The 17,730-nt window shown below is 39.6% G+C and carries 16 protein-coding genes; 11 read left to right on the top strand and 5 right to left on the bottom strand.

Annotated features, from left to right (window positions below; translation table 11 throughout):
- Positions 1-456: 456 nt before the first annotated feature.
- From metE to HW279_RS08150, 3 genes are all read right to left on the bottom strand, one after another.
- The gene (gene metE / locus HW279_RS08160; protein ID WP_178958609.1) at positions 457-2,757 is read right to left on the bottom strand and encodes a 5-methyltetrahydropteroyltriglutamate--homocysteine S-methyltransferase; all 2,301 of its coding nucleotides are present in this window, start codon (positions 2,755-2,757) and stop codon (positions 457-459) included.
- A gap of 154 nt (positions 2,758-2,911) precedes the next feature.
- The gene (sucC, locus tag HW279_RS08155; protein WP_178958608.1) at positions 2,912-4,105 is read right to left on the bottom strand and encodes an ADP-forming succinate--CoA ligase subunit beta; all 1,194 of its coding nucleotides are present in this window, start codon (positions 4,103-4,105) and stop codon (positions 2,912-2,914) included.
- 88 nt (positions 4,106-4,193) lie between these two features.
- Complete coding sequence (locus HW279_RS08150) at positions 4,194-5,372, bottom strand: aminopeptidase C (protein ID WP_178958607.1); 1,179 nt, start codon at positions 5,370-5,372, stop codon at positions 4,194-4,196.
- A 99-nt stretch (positions 5,373-5,471) separates the two neighbouring features.
- Here HW279_RS08150 and HW279_RS08145 point away from each other — a divergent pair, with 99 nt between their 5' ends.
- Entirely contained in the window at positions 5,472-6,116 is a 645-nt protein-coding gene (locus HW279_RS08145) for a hypothetical protein (RefSeq protein WP_178958606.1), read from the top strand.
- 92 nt (positions 6,117-6,208) lie between these two features.
- On the opposite strand, the gene HW279_RS08140 is transcribed toward HW279_RS08145, so the two are convergent.
- Positions 6,209-6,991, bottom strand: coding sequence for a class I SAM-dependent methyltransferase (locus HW279_RS08140; protein WP_178958605.1), 783 nt, complete (start codon positions 6,989-6,991; stop codon positions 6,209-6,211).
- Between the two features lie 78 nt (positions 6,992-7,069).
- Positions 7,070-8,086 (bottom strand): tRNA (adenosine(37)-N6)-threonylcarbamoyltransferase complex transferase subunit TsaD, encoded by a 1,017-nt coding sequence (gene tsaD / locus HW279_RS08135; RefSeq protein ID WP_178958604.1) that lies wholly within the window; start codon positions 8,084-8,086, stop codon positions 7,070-7,072.
- A 159-nt stretch (positions 8,087-8,245) separates the two neighbouring features.
- Here tsaD and HW279_RS08130 point away from each other — a divergent pair, with 159 nt between their 5' ends.
- The 10 genes from HW279_RS08130 (at position 8,246) to atpA (ending at position 17,725) form a co-directional block, all read left to right on the top strand.
- On the top strand, positions 8,246-8,989 hold the full coding sequence (locus tag HW279_RS08130; RefSeq protein WP_178958603.1) for a metal-dependent hydrolase: 744 nt from the start codon (positions 8,246-8,248) through the stop codon (positions 8,987-8,989).
- Positions 8,990-9,134: 145 nt separating this feature from the next.
- On the top strand, positions 9,135-10,844 hold the full coding sequence (locus tag HW279_RS08125; protein ID WP_178958602.1) for a M23 family metallopeptidase: 1,710 nt from the start codon (positions 9,135-9,137) through the stop codon (positions 10,842-10,844).
- Positions 10,845-10,865: 21 nt separating this feature from the next.
- The gene (locus HW279_RS08120) at positions 10,866-11,243 is read left to right on the top strand and encodes a RidA family protein (RefSeq protein ID WP_009418275.1); all 378 of its coding nucleotides are present in this window, start codon (positions 10,866-10,868) and stop codon (positions 11,241-11,243) included.
- A gap of 647 nt (positions 11,244-11,890) precedes the next feature.
- Positions 11,891-12,823 (top strand): citrulline utilization hydrolase CtlX, encoded by a 933-nt coding sequence (ctlX, locus tag HW279_RS08115; protein WP_178958601.1) that lies wholly within the window; start codon positions 11,891-11,893, stop codon positions 12,821-12,823.
- Positions 12,824-12,838: 15 nt separating this feature from the next.
- Complete coding sequence (locus HW279_RS08110) at positions 12,839-13,357, top strand: adenine phosphoribosyltransferase (protein WP_178958600.1); 519 nt, start codon at positions 12,839-12,841, stop codon at positions 13,355-13,357.
- A 162-nt stretch (positions 13,358-13,519) separates the two neighbouring features.
- Positions 13,520-14,587, top strand: a complete 1,068-nt coding sequence (gene atpB, locus HW279_RS08105; protein WP_009420066.1) for a F0F1 ATP synthase subunit A — start codon at positions 13,520-13,522, stop codon at positions 14,585-14,587.
- Positions 14,588-14,641: 54 nt separating this feature from the next.
- The gene (atpE, locus tag HW279_RS08100; protein ID WP_002671466.1) at positions 14,642-14,842 is read left to right on the top strand and encodes an ATP synthase F0 subunit C; all 201 of its coding nucleotides are present in this window, start codon (positions 14,642-14,644) and stop codon (positions 14,840-14,842) included.
- Positions 14,843-14,997: 155 nt separating this feature from the next.
- Entirely contained in the window at positions 14,998-15,489 is a 492-nt protein-coding gene (locus tag HW279_RS08095; RefSeq protein WP_002671464.1) for a F0F1 ATP synthase subunit B, read from the top strand.
- Positions 15,490-15,497: 8 nt separating this feature from the next.
- Entirely contained in the window at positions 15,498-16,046 is a 549-nt protein-coding gene (gene atpH, locus HW279_RS08090) for an ATP synthase F1 subunit delta (RefSeq protein ID WP_016478794.1), read from the top strand.
- Positions 16,047-16,144: 98 nt separating this feature from the next.
- Positions 16,145-17,725: a F0F1 ATP synthase subunit alpha gene (gene atpA, locus HW279_RS08085; RefSeq protein WP_002671460.1), complete on the top strand. Its 1,581-nt coding sequence runs from the start codon at positions 16,145-16,147 to the stop codon at positions 17,723-17,725.
- Positions 17,726-17,730 lie beyond the last annotated feature (5 nt).

The raw sequence follows: 17,730 nt of genomic DNA, 5'->3' as shown, positions 1-17,730 counted from the left end.
TTCAGGCTTTTCGGTTACCGCCTTTTAAGTAGGTTTCACTATAACAGAGCAATAAAAAAACGTGGGAACATTCCTTATTGCTCAATTTCTGAAGCCCGACCAAAGGCTGATGTAAATAAGCAAAAGGAATGCCCACGTAACCGCAGGCATTTCCACTTTTACTTTCCTATTTACATCTAAAAAAATTGGTCGTTTTCAGAAATTAGGAAACTGTAAAGCGAAACGCTATATGTTATTTTATAATACTGTTTTAAAAACTATACAAGTTAGTACCTCTTATAATAGTTATTTTGGTTTAATGAGGCAAATGTACAAAAAAATATCATTCCTACAAAATAAAGGAATTTTTTTTGACAAAAAAATGTGTTACCAACTTTGGCAAAGTATGTGAGAAACAACAAAAAAGCAATGCACTTCTTCTGCGCATTGCTTTTTTTATTTATTACTTCTTATTTCTTATTTATAAAGATTGCGAAGTTCTTTAGCGGTATCGACCATTGCGTGAAGAGCTGCCTTGGTTTCTGGCCAGTGACGCGTTTTGAGTCCGCAGTCGGGGTTTACCCACAATTGCTCTTTTGGCACTACCGAAATGGCTTTCTTCATCAAGTTGGTCATTTCTTCTTGTGAAGGTACGCGTGGTGAGTGAATATCGTATACTCCAGGTCCTATTTCGTTAGGATATTTGAAGTCGCCAAATACATCGAGGAGTTCCATTTGTGAACGTGAGCATTCTATGGTAATCACATCGGCGTCCATATCGGCGATAGCTTCAATCATATCGTTGAACTCGGAATAGCACATATGGGTGTGGATTTGTGTTTCGTCTTTCACACCTGAGGCAGAAATGCGGAACGCTTTGATTGCCCAATCGAAGTAGGCTTTCCACTCGCTTTTGCGCAATGGCAATCCTTCGCGGATAGCTGGTTCGTCAATCTGAATGACTTTGATGCCCGCTTTTTCGAGGTCTACTACTTCATCACGGATAGCCAAGGCTATTTGTAAACAAGTTTGAGAACGAGGTTGATCATCACGTACGAACGACCATTGCAAGATAGTTACAGGTCCTGTAAGCATACCTTTTACTGGCAATTTAGTAAGCGATTGTGCGTATTTGCTCCAGCGTACAGTCATTGGTTCAGGGCGTGAAATATCACCAAAGATAATCGGTGGTTTTACGCAACGTGAACCATAGCTTTGTACCCAACCGAATTTAGTGAAGGTGTATCCTTTGAGCAATTCACCAAAGTATTCCACCATATCGTTGCGTTCAAACTCTCCGTGTACAAGTACATCTATATTGGTATCTTCTTGGAAACGGATAGACTCTTCAATTTCTTTTTCCAATAGCTTGTCGTATTCGGCTTGAGTGAGTTCTCCTTTTTTGAAGCGAGCACGCCAGCTGCGTACCTCATCGGTTTGAGGGAATGACCCAATAGTAGTTGTAGGGAAAAGAGGTAAGTTCAACGCTTTGTGTTGTGCTACTTTACGTTCATTGAACGGACTGTGGCGCACATCGTCTTTAGCAGTGATGTTGTTCACGCGTTCTTTCACTTTGTTGTCGTGGATAAGCGGTGAAGTTTTACGAGTTTCAGCTGCTTTTTTGTTTTCTTCAAAAACGGCTTTTACCTCAGGGGTTACGTGACCTGTTGCAAGGGCTTGCAAAGTAGTTACTTCTTTTACTTTTTGTTTAGCAAAAGCCAACCATTGTTTGATTTCAGGGGTAAGCACTTTCTCGTTGTTTTCGAGTTCGAGATTGCAAGGAGAGTGCAATAATGAGCAAGAAGTAGCTATCAATAGGCGGTCAGCCCCGATAGCTTCTTTGGCTTTCTCAATCAATGCTAATGAGTGTTCGAAGTTATTTTTCCAAATATTACGTCCGTCTACTACTCCAAGCGATAGTTTTTTATTGGCAGGAAGTGCTTTGAGTACTTTGTCAAGCTGAGCCGCTGCGCGCACTAAGTCGATGTGCAATACGTTGAAAGGCAATGAAACAGCTAATTCGGTATTGTTATCCAAAGCTCCGAAGTAGGTAGTGAGGATAAATTCGGTAGTAGGGAATTTGCTCCTTAGTTCGGTATATACTTTTTTGTATACATCAGCAGCACCTTCAGGAAGGTCGAGAACTAAGTAAGGCTCATCTATTTGAATAGTTTTAGCACCTGCATCTACCAAACTTTGTAGGATTTGTACATACACAGGCAATAGACGCTCAGCCAAGTCTAAGCGGTGGAATCCTTGTTCTTTTTCTTTACCGAGAAGCAAGTAAGTTACCAAGCCGATAAGTACAGGCTTAGTGTCGAAACCGTGTTTTTTAGCCAAGTTATACTCTTGCAAAGGTTTGTTTACAAGAATTTTGAAAGATTGGTCTTTAGTAAATTCGGGTACGATATAGTGGTAATTGGTATCAAACCATTTGGTCATTTCCATAGCGGTAATATCGATACCATTTTTTTGATAGCCACGTGCTAAAGCGTAATAACGTTCTAAATCACGCAAATGTTTAATTGGTGTAAAACGCTCAGGAATAGCGCTTACTGTAAACGAAAAGTCAAGCATTTGGTCATAGAAAGAAAAGTCGTTAGAAGGGATCAAGTCTACCCCTGCTTCTCTTTGTAGTGTCCAGTTATGAACACGAATATTTTCAGCCACAGCAAGGAGTTCTTCTTCTGATATTTTACCAGCCCAGAAAGACTCATTGGCTTTTTTAAGTTCTCGTTTTTCACCGATACGAGGATAACCTAATACGTTTGATTTCATATATTTTTATTGAAATTTTAATTGGGCGCAAAGATATGAAAAATAATATCGGTACACAAATTTTTAATAATAAAAATTGTATACCGATATGAATTTAGAATATTTTCCTAAAAATAAACCTCAAAACAGAAAAGCTAAAATGATTATCTGTTGTTTATTGTAATACTTCTTTTACTTTATCAGCGGCTTCTTGGAATAGGATTGCTGAATGAACGGCTAAGCCTGAATTGTCTAATATTTCTTTAGCAAGCTCGGCATTCGTACCCTGCAAGCGCACGATAATAGGCACTTTGATAGCGTCGCCCATATTTTGGTAGGCATCTACTACCCCTTGTGCTACACGGTCGCAACGCACAATACCACCAAAGATATTGATAAGGATAGCCTTTACATTAGGGTCTTTGAGGATTATGCGGAAAGCAGCTTCTACGCGTTTGGCATCGGCGGTACCTCCTACATCAAGGAAGTTAGCAGGTGAACCACCCGCTTGTTTAATCAAGTCCATCGTAGCCATTGCGAGTCCGGCACCGTTTACCATACAGCCTACGTTGCCATCAAGAGCTACATAGTTGAGCCCAACTGCTTTAGCTTCTACTTCTACTGGGTTTTCCTCCCGTATGTCCCGATAAGCCACATACTCAGGGTGACGGAAAAGCGCATTGTCATCAAGAGTTACTTTGGCATCTACTGCCATTATTTTATTATCAGAAGTTTTTAGAACAGGGTTAATTTCAAACAAGCTAGCATCAGAAGATACATAAGCATTGTAGAGTGCTGTTACGAACTTCACCATTTCTTTTTGAGCGTCACCAGTAACTCCTAAGTTGAAAGCAATCTGGCGAGCCTGGAAAGGCAAGAGCCCTACGGCAGGGTCGATTTCTTCGGTGAAGATAAGGTGAGGTGTTTTTTCGGCTACTGCCTCAATATCCATTCCGCCTTCGGTAGAATACATAATCATATTTTTACCTTTGGCACGGTTCAATAGTACCGACATATAGAACTCTTTGGGTTCGCTTTCTCCAGGGTAATATACATCTTCGGCTATAAGCACTTGATGTACTTTTTTCCCTGAGGGTGGCGTTTGAGGGGTAACGAGTTGCATACCTATAATTTGAGAAGCTATAGGCTCTACTTGGTCTAAACCTTTAGCTAACTTAATGCCACCGCCTTTTCCACGCCCTCCGGCGTGTACTTGTGCTTTTACCACGTACCACTGAGTATTAGTGGCTTCGGTGAGTTGTTTAGCAGCCTCTACGGCTTCGGTAGGGGTGTGAGCAACGATACCACGTTGTACGCGTACCCCAAAACTCGAAAGGATTTCCTTTCCTTGGTATTCGTGTAAGTTCATACGAGAATGATTTGGTAACTATTCGGCAAAGATACGAAACAATTTATTAATTAGCAATAAATAATGAACAATTTTTAGTATTAACTTCTTATCTCTTACCTGAAAGCACCTCTTTCGGCACTCCTCCTTTGTGAAGCATAATTGCAGTAGTTTTAAACTCTACAAAGGCTTTAGTTACATATAAGTAGCCCTCATAGTCGTTGCGCAATCCCCAAGAGTTTTTCACGATGTAGTACTCACGTCCGTTTTGGTCTTTGGCAAGCCCTACGATGTGCATTGCGTGATCATCGGTGGTTTGATAGTTATCAAAATCACGCTGACGCATCTCGGGGGTGATGGTTCTCTCGGCAGTAGGAGGATTAGAAAAAAGATACAAGGCTTCCTCGTTACTCATCTCACTCACTTCTTTTTCAGGCACAAAAGCCACTCCGTTTTTCCAACTGAAATAACGCTCACTCACATCGGCTGCCCACGCTACAGTATAACCTTTTTTAAGAGCGTTGTCAATGGTTTTTGTAAGGTCGGTCATTGCGATATTGTAAGCATAATCAAAGCTCCAGTTATCGGGTACTGCCATAAATACGTTTTGGTATTTAGGCTGGTCGGCATACGATACCATTTCTATATAGTCGGCAGGATTGATACCTACGCGCTCTTTAGCAAAGCTCTGAGGAGTGTACTTTTTACCTTCATACATAAAACTTTCGGGCACTGCACCTAAATAGGCATCGATAGTAGCTGTGAAAGCAGGTAGCCAGTTAGGGGTGAGTTTTTTCTTCTTTTCACCATTTCTTATCATTCCTTTTAAAAAGCCTTGTAAGATAGCGTACAGTTCACCAAAATCATTGCGAGTAGTACCATAGTGCAAGCCTGTATAAACATTTTGAGGTACAGCACCATATTTGGCGTACATATTGATTACATCGTGGAGTTCACCTCCTTGTCCGTAATCTAAATTGCCGTGCATACGCACATATTGTTTAGCTTTTTCGATATAGCAGTTGCGAGCAGTGTAGATTTCAGCAAGGTCAATAGGCTTTTTACCCATACGCTTCATCTCACTTTCTATAAACGAAGCCCCTGCATAGCTCCAGCAAGTGCCACTACTACCTTGGTCTTTCACGTCGGTGCGTTCGAGGTTAATAATGGTAGTAAACTGAAATCCAGCATTAGCCGATTGATTTCCTGCTACCGATCTGATTAGGTCGTCTTGTGCTGTTGCTACAAAAGAAGCACACAGCGCTACAAATAATGTAATGTTTTTCATAAAAAAATACTTTATAATGAAGCGCAAAAGTATAAAACAATTGGCAAAATAGCAAATTTGGCATAGTTATCGCTATAAAAAAGTAAATGCTCAAACAATATGAAACATTTATGTCTATACATATTACTTTTATTAGGGGGATTAGTAGCTCAAGCTCAACCTTTTGAAACACGTAAAAAAGATGAGAAGGTAGTCATTCCGTTAGAAAAATCACCTGAGATAGAGTACAAAGGTAGTCTCATCAATCTGCGGGTAGCTCCTAAAAAAGAGAATAACCCCTGGATGAAGATGCCTGAAAAGAGCATTGATTTTACGGGAAAGAGTAATTTGGTACAGCGTAAAATAGAGTTCAAACCTAATTATGAGGTACTCAACGACCATAAACGGGAAGATTACGAAGCTCCAAAAGGCGACCAATTCTTTGGCGACTTCACCAATAATGGAAAGTTTGTAAATGTATATTGTCGCGACTTCGCAGCTATTGATGGCGATCGAGTGAGTTTATATGTGAATGGAGTAGAAGAAGTTCGCGATATTTTTCTCCTTGGAGAGTTCAGAGGTTTTAAAGTAGAATTGAAACCTGGCTTCAACAAAGTAGAGTTTTTGGCGCTCAACCAAGGTGAATCAGGACCTAATACCGCCGAGTTTATGGTGCTAGACGACAAAGGCAACACCATTATACGCAACCGTTGGGATTTAGCAACAGGCTCAAAAGCACAACTCGTAATTGTAAAAGATCAATAAAGCGAAGAAAATTATTTTTATTTGTTACTTTTTTTAGCTCATATTTTTACAGGAGAATTCCTATAAAGATATGAGCTTTTTTGTAAAATCGTTTAAAGGGGTTTTTGAACAACAAGAGCAATAGCATCTAAGTTCTTTTGGTGTTTTCTAAACGTTTTCTTCATATTCATCACGCGTTTGCGCAAATCGGGGTGGGTGAAGAGATTGAAGAAGAATTTAAGCGTGCGGAATATCCCCTCATCTTGCCATACACGCTTGTTTTCAAGTAGGAGCATTGCGTTGTGCTGTTCTTTCACCACCTTAAAACCTTGCTCTTCAAAAAGAGCTTTCCACTCACTGGGGGTCATAGGGCGTGCGTGTACACGTATATTGGCACTTAGTTCTTTAAAAACATCGTTTTTCACCTCGTCGCTCACATTGTCTGGCTGTAAACCTAATTCGTGAATAGCGTAATAACCTCCTGGTTTGAGTATCCTAAAAGCCTCTGCTATAATAGCTTTTTTGTGTTCAAGAGGTTGCATTGTGAGCATTGCCTCTCCATACACTTTATTAGCAAAAGCATCGGGAAGTGTAGAAGCTGCAGCATCAGCTACAATCACACGCGCATTTTCATAGTGAATATTCTTTTTAGCCAAAGTAGCGGCTGCTTCATTCATATCTACTCCCGTATAGCTGAAAGGCTTATAAGAACAAGCTATATTAGCCGTGAATCCTAAGCCTGGGGCAAACTCTACAATATCATCTTTGGAGGTAATCTCTAAGTTTTTCACTAACCATTCGCTGAGTACTCTTCCTCCTGGGCGTAACACTTTCTTGCCGAGCTTGGCGAGAATCCAGTGCCCTTGTTTTTCATTTAATGATGTTTCTGTCTTCATCTTTTCAATGGTTTTTATAATTTAGGAGACAAAAGTACGAATTTATTTTGAATGTTTCAAAATAAATTAACAAATCTGCTAATTAAAAGAAAGTCGCGCTTGGGCAGTTACTTCTTGTGCTACAAAATTTCTTTCCAAAAACTTGTGGTATCCTACGATGCCTATCATCGCTGCATTATCGGTACAATACTGAAATTTAGGCACAAAGGTTTGCCAACCGTACTGCTGTCCTAAAGCTGTGAGGGCATTGCGAATACCCGAATTAGCCGATACCCCTCCCCCAATAGCCACTTGCTTGATACCTGTTTCTTTTACAGCTTTTTTGAGTTTGCTCATCAGTATTTCCACAATAGTGTGTTGTACTGAAGCGCAAATATCGGCTAAATGTTCAGTTATGAAATTAGGATTTTCCTCAGTGTTTTTCTGTACGAAATAGAGAATACCTGTTTTAAGTCCCGAAAAACTGAAGTTAAGACCAGATATTTTAGGTTTGGAGAAGGTAAAGGCTTTAGGATTACCTTCTTGGGCGTATTTATCAATGAGAGGCCCGCCAGGGTAAGGAAGTCCTAATATTTTAGCGGTTTTGTCGAACGCCTCCCCTACTGCATCGTCAAGAGTTTCACCTAATACTTCCATATCAAAAAAGCTGTTTACCTTCACAATTTGGGTATGCCCTCCGCTGATAGTCATCGCGAGAAAAGGAAACTCTGGTTTCGGCTGACCTTCATTTATAAAATGTGCCAAAATATGTGCCTGCATATGGTTCACTTCAATAAGTGGGATGTTCAGCCCCATTGCCATTGATTTAGCAAACGATGTACCGACTAATAACGACCCCATTAAGCCTGGCCCTCTTGTAAAGGCAATAGCCGAAAGCTCTTCTTTGCTTACTCCCGCTTTTTTGAGTGCTTGAGCCACTACGGGCACTATGTTTTGCAGGTGAGCGCGCGAAGCTAGTTCGGGTACTACCCCACCAAATTGTTTATGAACTTCTTGATTTGCTACCTCATTAGAAAGCACTTTATCATTGCAAAGTACTGAGGCAGAAGTGTCATCGCAAGAAGATTCTATAGCTAATATATACGTATTTTTCATTCTTTTCAGTTTAAAATGCAAAAGTAAGGATTATTTACTAATTTTAAAAATTCTACTTGGTTGTGGAAGTGGCATTAAAATAAAAACTGAAATTTATTTGCTTTATTTGTTTTTTATCTATACATTTGTAGCCTTAAACAACAAATAAATAAAACAACTATGAAAGTAACTTACTTAGGTCACGCTTGCGTGAATATAGACATTGATGGCACTCATTTCCTCGTCGACCCATTTATTACGCCTAACCCTTTGGCTTCACACATTGATATAAACTCTATCAAAGCGGATTACATTCTCATTACCCACGCCCACGGCGACCATATTGCCGATGTAGGAGCTATTGCTAAACGTACAGGCGCTCAACTAATTACCAATCCCGAAATTCTCGCTCATTACGAAAAATTAGGGCTTAGTGGTCACGCAATGAACCTCGGAGGCTCTCACCGCTTCGTAGATGGCAAGATAAAAATAAAGATGATTAAGGCAGAACACTCATCTTCCTTCCCCGATGGCTCTTATGGAGGCAATCCTGCTGGTTTCTTGATTGATTACAACGATAATACTATCTACATTTCAGGAGACACAGCTCTTCATTACGATATGAAAATTATTCCTCACCAATACAAGGTGAATTTAGCTATTTTTCCTATCGGCAACAACTATACAATGGGGGTTCGCGATGCTCTTACAGCGGCTCGTTTTGTAGAAGTAGGCAATGTGTTGGGCGTGCATTACGACACTTTCCCTGTAATTAAAATTGATAAAGAAGCGGCTAAACGCAAATTCAAAGATGACCACCGTCGCTTACACCTCTTAGAAATAGGTGCTACTCTTGATTTAAAAGATTTTGAACATCAGCACGCTTTAAGAAATCTTATCACACGAACTTTGCCAAAGCCATAGAACTTTGGCAAAGTTTTTTTCATACCTAAAATATCTAACCACTAACAAAAAATTGCTAATTTACTAATCTACAAATTGGCTAATTAACAAATTATTCTTACTTTTGCGCCGTTTTTACAAAAGCAAAATATTTTAAACGGAAACAATGAAAAAACTTATCGCTTGCTTATTATCCAATCTTTTACTTTTTACCTCTTACCTCTTACCTCTTACCTTAGAAGCTCAGTCTTTCCAGGTCGCAATGCCTCTCAACACTAAACCTTTGCTCGCAGGTAATTTTGCTGAATTGCGTCCCAACCACTTTCACGGTGGCATCGACCTAAAAACCGAAGGTCGTGAAGGACTACAGGTGTTTGCTGCCGAAGATGGCTATGTGTCTCGTATCAAAGTAAGTCCTTACAGTTATGGCAAAATGTTGTTTATCACCCACCCTAATGGTTACGTAACTACTTATGGGCATTTACAAAAGTACGCCCCTGAAATAGAAGCTTACGTAAAGCAAAAACAATACGAAAAGCAAAGCTATGATATTGATATACTTCTTCCCGAAAAACAATTTGTCGTAAAAAAAGGCGATTGGATAGCTCTCAGTGGTAATACAGGCGGAAGTAGGGGGCCACACTTGCATTTCGAGGTACGCGATATTCACAATAACGGTTGGAACCCTCTGCTTTTTGGTTTTCAAGAAATACAAGACACCACTCCTCCTGATGTATTGCTTGTATATGCTTATTCACTAAGTAATGATGCACAAGTAGATAACACACAGTTGCCACGCCAGCTCAATAAAAATAAACAGATAGACGGCACTTACCTCACCGAAAAAGTTAATGCTATTGGCACCATAGGTTTTGGTATTTTGGGCTATGACCGTCAAGATGAAACAATGCACCGCAATGGTATCTACAAGGTGAGTTTACTTCTCAACGGAGAGACCCAGTTAGAAACTGTCTTTGATAAAGTAAACTATGACGAAACACGTTACCTTAATGCACTTATAGACTACGAACGATATGCACAACACAAAGGGTTTGTACAGCTTTTGTACAAATTGCCTAACAACAAACTCGAATCAGTATATCCTACCTTAAAACCTAATAAAGGTTATCTTACTATTGAAGAAGGTAAACAATACACCGTATCTATTATTGCAGAAGATTTTAAAGGGAATACTACTAAAATCAATATTCCTATAGAAGGCAAACGAGAGCCTTTAAAAACAGTTCGACCAGAACCTAAAGGCAATAAGCAAGTAGTTGCTACTCGTGATAATTATTACGAAATGGAATACGGAAGTGTATACTTCCCCGAAGATACTTTTTATAAAGACTATTTGATGAATATTACTAGCACTAAGGATACTTTAACCGTAGGTAGTTCCTTCATTCCTGCTCAAAAGTTCTTTACTGTAACTATCAAAAGTGATACTTATGCCAATGAAGATACTTCTAAGGTATTTATAGCTCGTTCGAACGGGGGCTATGAACCAACGGTCTATAAAGATGGTGTGTTTACAGCCAAATCGCGTAACTTAGGAAAGTTCTATTTGCGTAAGGATACTATTCCGCCCACTCTTAAAGCAGTGAATTTTAGGAACGGAGGCATTGTGAAAGGTAATACTCTCAAGATTTTAGTAAGCGATAATCTTACCGGATTTGAATCTTGTTCTGCCACCCTAAATGGACAGTGGATTCTTTTTGAATATGAACCTAAAAATCGATGCCTCACCTTTCATTTCAGCGATATTGATACTACCCAAACCAATAGATACGAACTCATTGTAAACGCCAAAGACAGAGTAGGCAACGTAGGAACTCTGAAAGCCAACTTTACAAAACTAACGACAAACAATTAACAACTAATAACTAATAGCTATATGAAACATATCATTTTTACAGAAAAAGCGCCAGCACCTATTGGTCCTTACACACAAGCCGTAAAAGCTGGCAACACACTCTACGTATCAGGACAAATACCGGTAAATCCTGCAACAGGAGAAGTAGTGAAAGGCATAGAAGCCGCTACCAAACAAGTAATGGAAAATCTCAAAGCTATCCTTACCGAAGCAGGAGGTACTTTTGAGAATGTAGTAAAAACTACTATTTTCTTAGCCGATATGGGGCAGTTTGCACAAGTAAATGGCGTATATGCACGCTATTTCAACGAGGCAACAGCACCTGCACGCGAAACCGTACAAGTAGCACAATTGCCTAAATCCGTAGAAGTAGAGATTTCTTGCATTGCTGTATTGTAGTGATGCTGTGTAGAGACAAAAAAGCTGTATAGCGTTTCGCTATACAGCTTTTTTTATGGTATTATTTACAAGTTAAACCATTTCTGCTACTTTTATAACATCTAAGTGTTTAGCAACATTTTTAATAACACTATGTCTCTTCTCCATATCTGATAGAAGGAATTTGTATATAAAAAAAGTGTGTCTCAGCAGTAGTTTAGTACCAATACTACAATACCAAGTAATAGCATTTTTTAAAAGTAAAAGATAAAAAATAAAAGATAAATTGAAACTTGAACAAATGATGAAGGGAGGAAGTCGCAAGGGTAGATGGGTAAATTAAGAAGGTTGCTTATACAAGGCTTAAACTATAAACGAACAATGAGTGGGTCTACAGTGGGTCTACAGTGGGTCTACAGTGGCTCTACAGTGGCTCTACAGTGGCTCTACAACGAACAAAAGACGAACAAAAGACGAACAAAAGACGAACAATGAACGAAGATAAGGTGAAGATAAAAGGGAGATAAAATAGAGACAAGGTGAAATTAAAATGGAGCTTGATAAAATCGGAATTGTAGCGTTTTTGAAAAAATAATTTTTCTTGCTTCATTGTTAATTACTGATTATTTTGTACCTTTGTCGCTTTGAGTGCTAACCATTGTTTACTGATGAAAAAACAAATTACCAATACTGTACTAATGGTGCGCCCTGTGCGCTTCCGTATGAACGAAGAAACCGTTGTGAACAACTATTTCCAGGAGGAAATGGATTTGAAGAACGAGGAAATCAATCGCCAAGCGCAACAAGAGTTTGATGCCTTTGTGCATAAACTACGTGAGGTAGGAGTAAAAGTGATTGGCGTAGACGATATTTACGAGCAAAACACTCCTGATTCGGTATTTCCGAATAATTGGATTACCTTTCACCAAAATGGCAACGTAGCAATTTACCCTATGTTTGCCGAAAATCGGCGTCGTGAGCGTCGTGAGGATATTTTGGATAAGGTAGAGGAAGAAGGTTTTCTCATCGAAAATGTGTATGACTATACTGATGCTGAGCAAGAAAACATCTTCTTGGAAGGTACGGGAGCTATGGTGCTCGACCGCGTGCATCGCAAGGCTTATTGTGCGCTCTCGCCTCGTGCTGATGAGGAACTATTTATTGAGTTCTGTGAAGATTTTGAGTATACGCCTGTAATTTTCAAGGCTTACCAAAAGGTAGATGGTAAGCAAGTACCCATCTATCATACCAATGTGATGATGGCTTTAGGTGAAAATTTTGCGGTGGTGTGCTTAGATACTATCACCGACAAGAGTGAGCGCAAGAACCTTTTGCATCACCTAAAAGAAGACAAGAAAGAGATTATCAGCATCACCCCTGAGCAGATGTGTCAGTACGCAGGCAATATGCTACAAGTGCAGGGTAAGAACAGTACTTATTTGGTGATGAGTGATGCCGCTTATAACGCCCTTACCCCTCAACAGATACAGACGATTGAGAAATATACCCAGATACTCCACAGCAATTTAGAGACCATTGAGACTTGTGGAGGAGGCAGTGCGAGGTGTATGCTAGCAGAAGTGTTTAATCCACGTAATTAGGTAACAAGTAAAAAAATGGACAAAAAAGAATATATCAAAAGTAAAATTAGAGATATTAAAGATTTTCCAAAAGAGGGAATTATCTTCAAAGATATTACACCATTGCTAATGGATGTGAAAGCAGGGCAATATGTAATCGACTTGCTCGTGGAGAACCTGCACGGACAGAAAATAGACAAAGTAGTGGGTATGGAAAGTAGAGGTTTCTTCTTCGGAATGTTGCTTGCACAACGATTGGGGGCTGGCTTTGTACCGGTGCGCAAAAAAGGGAAATTACCTTACAAAACCCTCTCGCAAACCTACGATTTGGAGTACGGGCAAGACGTATTGGAAATTCACGTAGACGCTATTATGAAAGGTGAAAAAGTCCTCATTCACGACGATATCCTCGCTACCGGTGGTACTGCTGAAGCGGTAGTAAAACTTGTAGAACGCCTCGGTGGCGATATTGTACAACTAGATTTCTTGATGGAACTCCATTTTCTGAACGGCAGAGAGAAACTCAAAGGACACCCTGTGTATAGCATTTTATAAGAATTAGAAGTTAATAATTAGAGCGAAACCTAAATTTCAACTGCTAAAATATAACTTCTGTATTTCAGTAGGTTATATTATATTAAGTAAAAAAATGTGTTAAATAATTTCGTCACTTAAATAAAAACTCCTACATTTGCACGAATAAAAACAAAACAAGTAATGAAAATAAAGAATTACATTCTATATATCACTTTATTTGTAACCTCACTCATTCCTCTACAAGGTTTTGCAACTGAAAATGAGGAAGGAGAGCCTTTTCAAATCAACGATTTGATTGATGAACACATCAACGATTCACACGATTTTCACTTGTTTGATTATAAAGGGCACACTTATTCGTTACCCTTGCCTATCATTCTTTATACTGATAAAGGATTAGTGACTTTCCTATCGAGTGCCTTCCATCACGACAACAAAGGTACAGTAGTAGTAGATAAAGACGGACAGCGATTTGTGCGCTACAAAGAAGATATTTACTACGCAAATGCTGATACACCTCTCTCTTTCAACGAGAAAGGAGAAGTAACCAATACACGTCCGTTAAACTTTTCTATTACTAAGAACGTGTTTTCATTGCTTTTAGTATCGGTATTGATGGTGCTCATCTTCACCTCTATGGCACGTTCTTACAAGAAGAACCCCAAAGCTCCTAAAGGCTTAACAGGAGTTTTAGAACCTATAGTGCTCTTTGTGCGCGATGAGATAGCGATTCCTAATATAGGTGAAAAGTACTACAATAGGTATATGCCTTATTTGCTTACTGTGTTTTTCTTGATTTGGATAGGAAACCTCTTCGGATTAATTCCGTTTTTCCCGTTTGCTGGTACGGTAACTAACAATATTCTTTTCACAGGTATGTTGGCTATCTTTACCCTTATTCTCACTTTATTTAGCAGTAACAAACACTATTGGAAGCATATTTTTGCTCCCCCAGGAGTTCCTACTTGGATATTACCAATTATGATACCTATTGAAATGTTGAGTGTTTTTACTAAGCCTTTTGCCTTGATGATACGTTTATTTGCCAATATGACGGCAGGGCACATCATTGTACTGAGCTTGATTTCACTCATTTTCATCTTTGGAACAGTGTATATATCGCCTGTGTCGATAGTTTTTACCTTGTTTATCTGTATCTTGGAGCTATTGGTAGCTGTTTTACAAGCCTATGTGTTTACACTGTTATCAGCTTTGTTTATAGGACAAGCAGTGGAAGAAGAACACTAATCAATTGATAATTAACAATTGACAATTAACAAGTAACTAATTAATTTTATATATATGGTTTTAGCAGGAATTGGGGCTGGATTAGCAGCCATTGGAGCTGGAATCGGTATTGGTAAAATTGGTGCTTCTGCTGTTGAAGGAGTAGCACGCCAACCCGAAGTGTCTTCAAAAATTCAAACTGTGATGATTATTGCTGCAGCACTTATTGAAGGGGTAGCCCTTTTTGCTGTGGTAGTAGCACTCATCGCAAAATAGGACGACAAAACCGTTGTGCAACGGTTGGTTACACAACGGTTTTATAAAATTAGGGCGTATGCCACTAATGGTGAATTGCCTTTTATTCCTACATAAAGGGACACAAAAGAGAATAAAATAATCATATTATTAAAGACTAAATAACAACTAAAGAAATGAATTTAGCACACCCCGAAAGTTTATTATTCTGGAATACTCTCATATTTCTGATATTGCTTTTCCTCTTAGCAAAATATGCTTGGAAGCCCATAATGAATGCGGTAAAGCAACGCGAAGACTCTATCAATAAGGCTTTGGAAGCTGCTGAAGAAGCTCAAAAACAAATGGCAAATCTCAAAGCCGATAATGAGCGTCTTTTAGCTGAAGCACGTGCCGAGAGAGATGTAATCTTGAAAGAGGCAAGAGATGTTAAAGATAAAATAGTAACAGAAGCCAAAGAAGAAGCACAACGCGAAGGCGAAAAACTTATCAAGCAAGCGCAACAAGCGATTGACAGTGAGAAGAAAGTAGCCTTGGCTCAGCTGAAAGACCAAGTGGCAGCTCTTTCTGTTGAAATGGCTCAGAAAGTGATGATGAGCGAACTCTCAGACGAGAAGAAACAAACTGCCCTCATCAACGATTATCTAAAAGGTGTTACATTAAACTAAAATAGGTTATGTACGGATTGAGAGTAGCAAATAGATATGCCAAGGCACTCTTGGAATACGCTCTTCTACAAAATGCATTAGAAGGGGTTTTCGCTGATATGACCTTGATAGATAAAACAATAAAAATGAATAAGGACTTGGAGCGTATGCTCATTTCGCCTATTGTGAAAACAACGGTAAAGAAGAATGTCCTTACTGAAATATTTACAATGGTTACTCCTGAAACGCAACGTTTGTTCGATTTGCTTATTCAGAACCGACGCTTGCCAATACTCGGAGCAGTAGCCGAGAAGTTTGTTGTATTGTACAACGATTATAAGCATAACAAAACAGCAGTAGTAACTACGGCAACTCCGCTTAATGAAGCTACCCGCAAAGAGATACTCGAAAAGGTAATGATGCTTACTAAAAATAAAAATGTTACCCTTGAGAACAAGATAGATAAAAATATTATTGGGGGCTTTATTCTTCGTGTAGATGATGTGCAATACAACGCCAGTGTAGCGCATAAACTTAGCAGATTACAACAAGAGTTTCAAGAGAAACTGTTTCTGTAAGCAAGAGACGAAAAGGTAAGGAGAAAGAATTGTTTAAATATTGATATAAATAAGACTGACAACTAAAAACTAACGACTAAGAAATAACAACTGAAAAAATGGCAGAAATAAAAGCCGCTGAAATTTCAGCAATTTTAAAAGAACAATTAGCTCACTTCGACGCCAATGCTTCTTTAGAAGAAGTAGGAACGGTATTACAAGTGGGAGACGGTATTGCGCGTATCTTCGGGCTATCGAATGCACAATACGGTGAATTAGTGAAATTTGACAACGGACTACAAGGGATTGTCCTCAACCTCGAAGAAGACAACGTGGGGATTACTCTCTTAGGTCCCTCTACCGATATTAAAGAAGGGGATACCATAAAACGTACAGGGCTTATTGCTTCTATCAATGTAGGTGAAGGCATTGTAGGGCGTGTGGTAAATACCTTAGGACAACCTATTGATGGAAAAGGACCTATTACCGGCAAGCTATACGAAATGCCGTTGGAACGCAAAGCCCCTGGGGTAATCTTCCGTCAGCCTGTAAACGAACCTCTACAAACAGGTATCAAGGCTATCGACGCAATGATTCCTATCGGTCGCGGACAACGTGAGTTAGTGATTGGTGACCGACAAACGGGTAAAACTACCGTGTGTATCGACACTATCCTCAACCAAAAAGAATTTTACGATGCGGGTAAACCAGTATATTGTATCTATGTGGCTATTGGTCAGAAAGCTTCTACCGTAGCAGGTATCACTAAAACCTTAGAAGATGCGGGTGCTTTGGCTTATACTACCATTGTAGCGGCTAATGCTTCCGATCCAGCTCCTATGCAGGTATATGCACCTTTCGCAGGAGCTGCTATTGGGGAATACTTCCGTGATACAGGTCGCCCAGCTCTTATTATCTACGACGACCTTTCTAAACAAGCGGTAGCTTACCGTGAGGTATCACTTCTATTACGCCGTCCACCTGGACGTGAGGCTTACCCTGGTGACGTGTTCTACTTGCACTCTCGCTTATTAGAGCGCGCTGCCAAAGTAATTAATGATGATACTATCGCACGCCAGATGAACGACCTACCCGAAAGCATTGCACCACTCGTAAAAGGGGGAGGTTCTCTCACTGCTTTGCCAATTATCGAAACTCAAGCGGGTGACGTATCAGCCTATATCCCTACTAACGTGATTTCTATTACCGACGGACAGATATTCTTGGAGTCTGATTTGTTCAACTCAGGGGTACGTCCAGCTATCAACGTGGGTATTTCGGTATCGCGTGTGGGAGGTTCAGCACAGATTAAATCGATGAAGAAAGTAGCGGGTACCCTCAAATTAGACCAAGCACAATACCGCGAACTCGAAGCTTTTGCCAAATTCGGCTCTGACCTCGATGCAGCTACTATGGGGGTTATTGAGAAAGGGAAGCGCAATGTGGAAATCTTAAAACAACCACAAAACGACCCTTACCCCGTAGAAAACCAAATTGCGATTATCTATGCAGGTTCTAAAAACTTATTAAGACAAGTGCCTGTGGACAAGATAAAAGAATTTGAGAGAGAATATTTAGAGTTCCTTAATGTATCCCATCGTGACATTTTAGACGAGCTAAAAGCTGGCAAACTCACCGATGAGATTACAGCTACTCTCGAAAAAGTAGCGAAAGATTTGAGTGAAAAATACGCGAAATAGTAAAT

This window comes from Capnocytophaga sp. oral taxon 903 (genome assembly GCF_013394785.1).
Taxonomy (GTDB): Bacteria; Bacteroidota; Bacteroidia; order Flavobacteriales; family Flavobacteriaceae; genus Capnocytophaga; species Capnocytophaga ochracea.
This window is presented reverse-complemented; position numbering and strand designations above follow the sequence as displayed.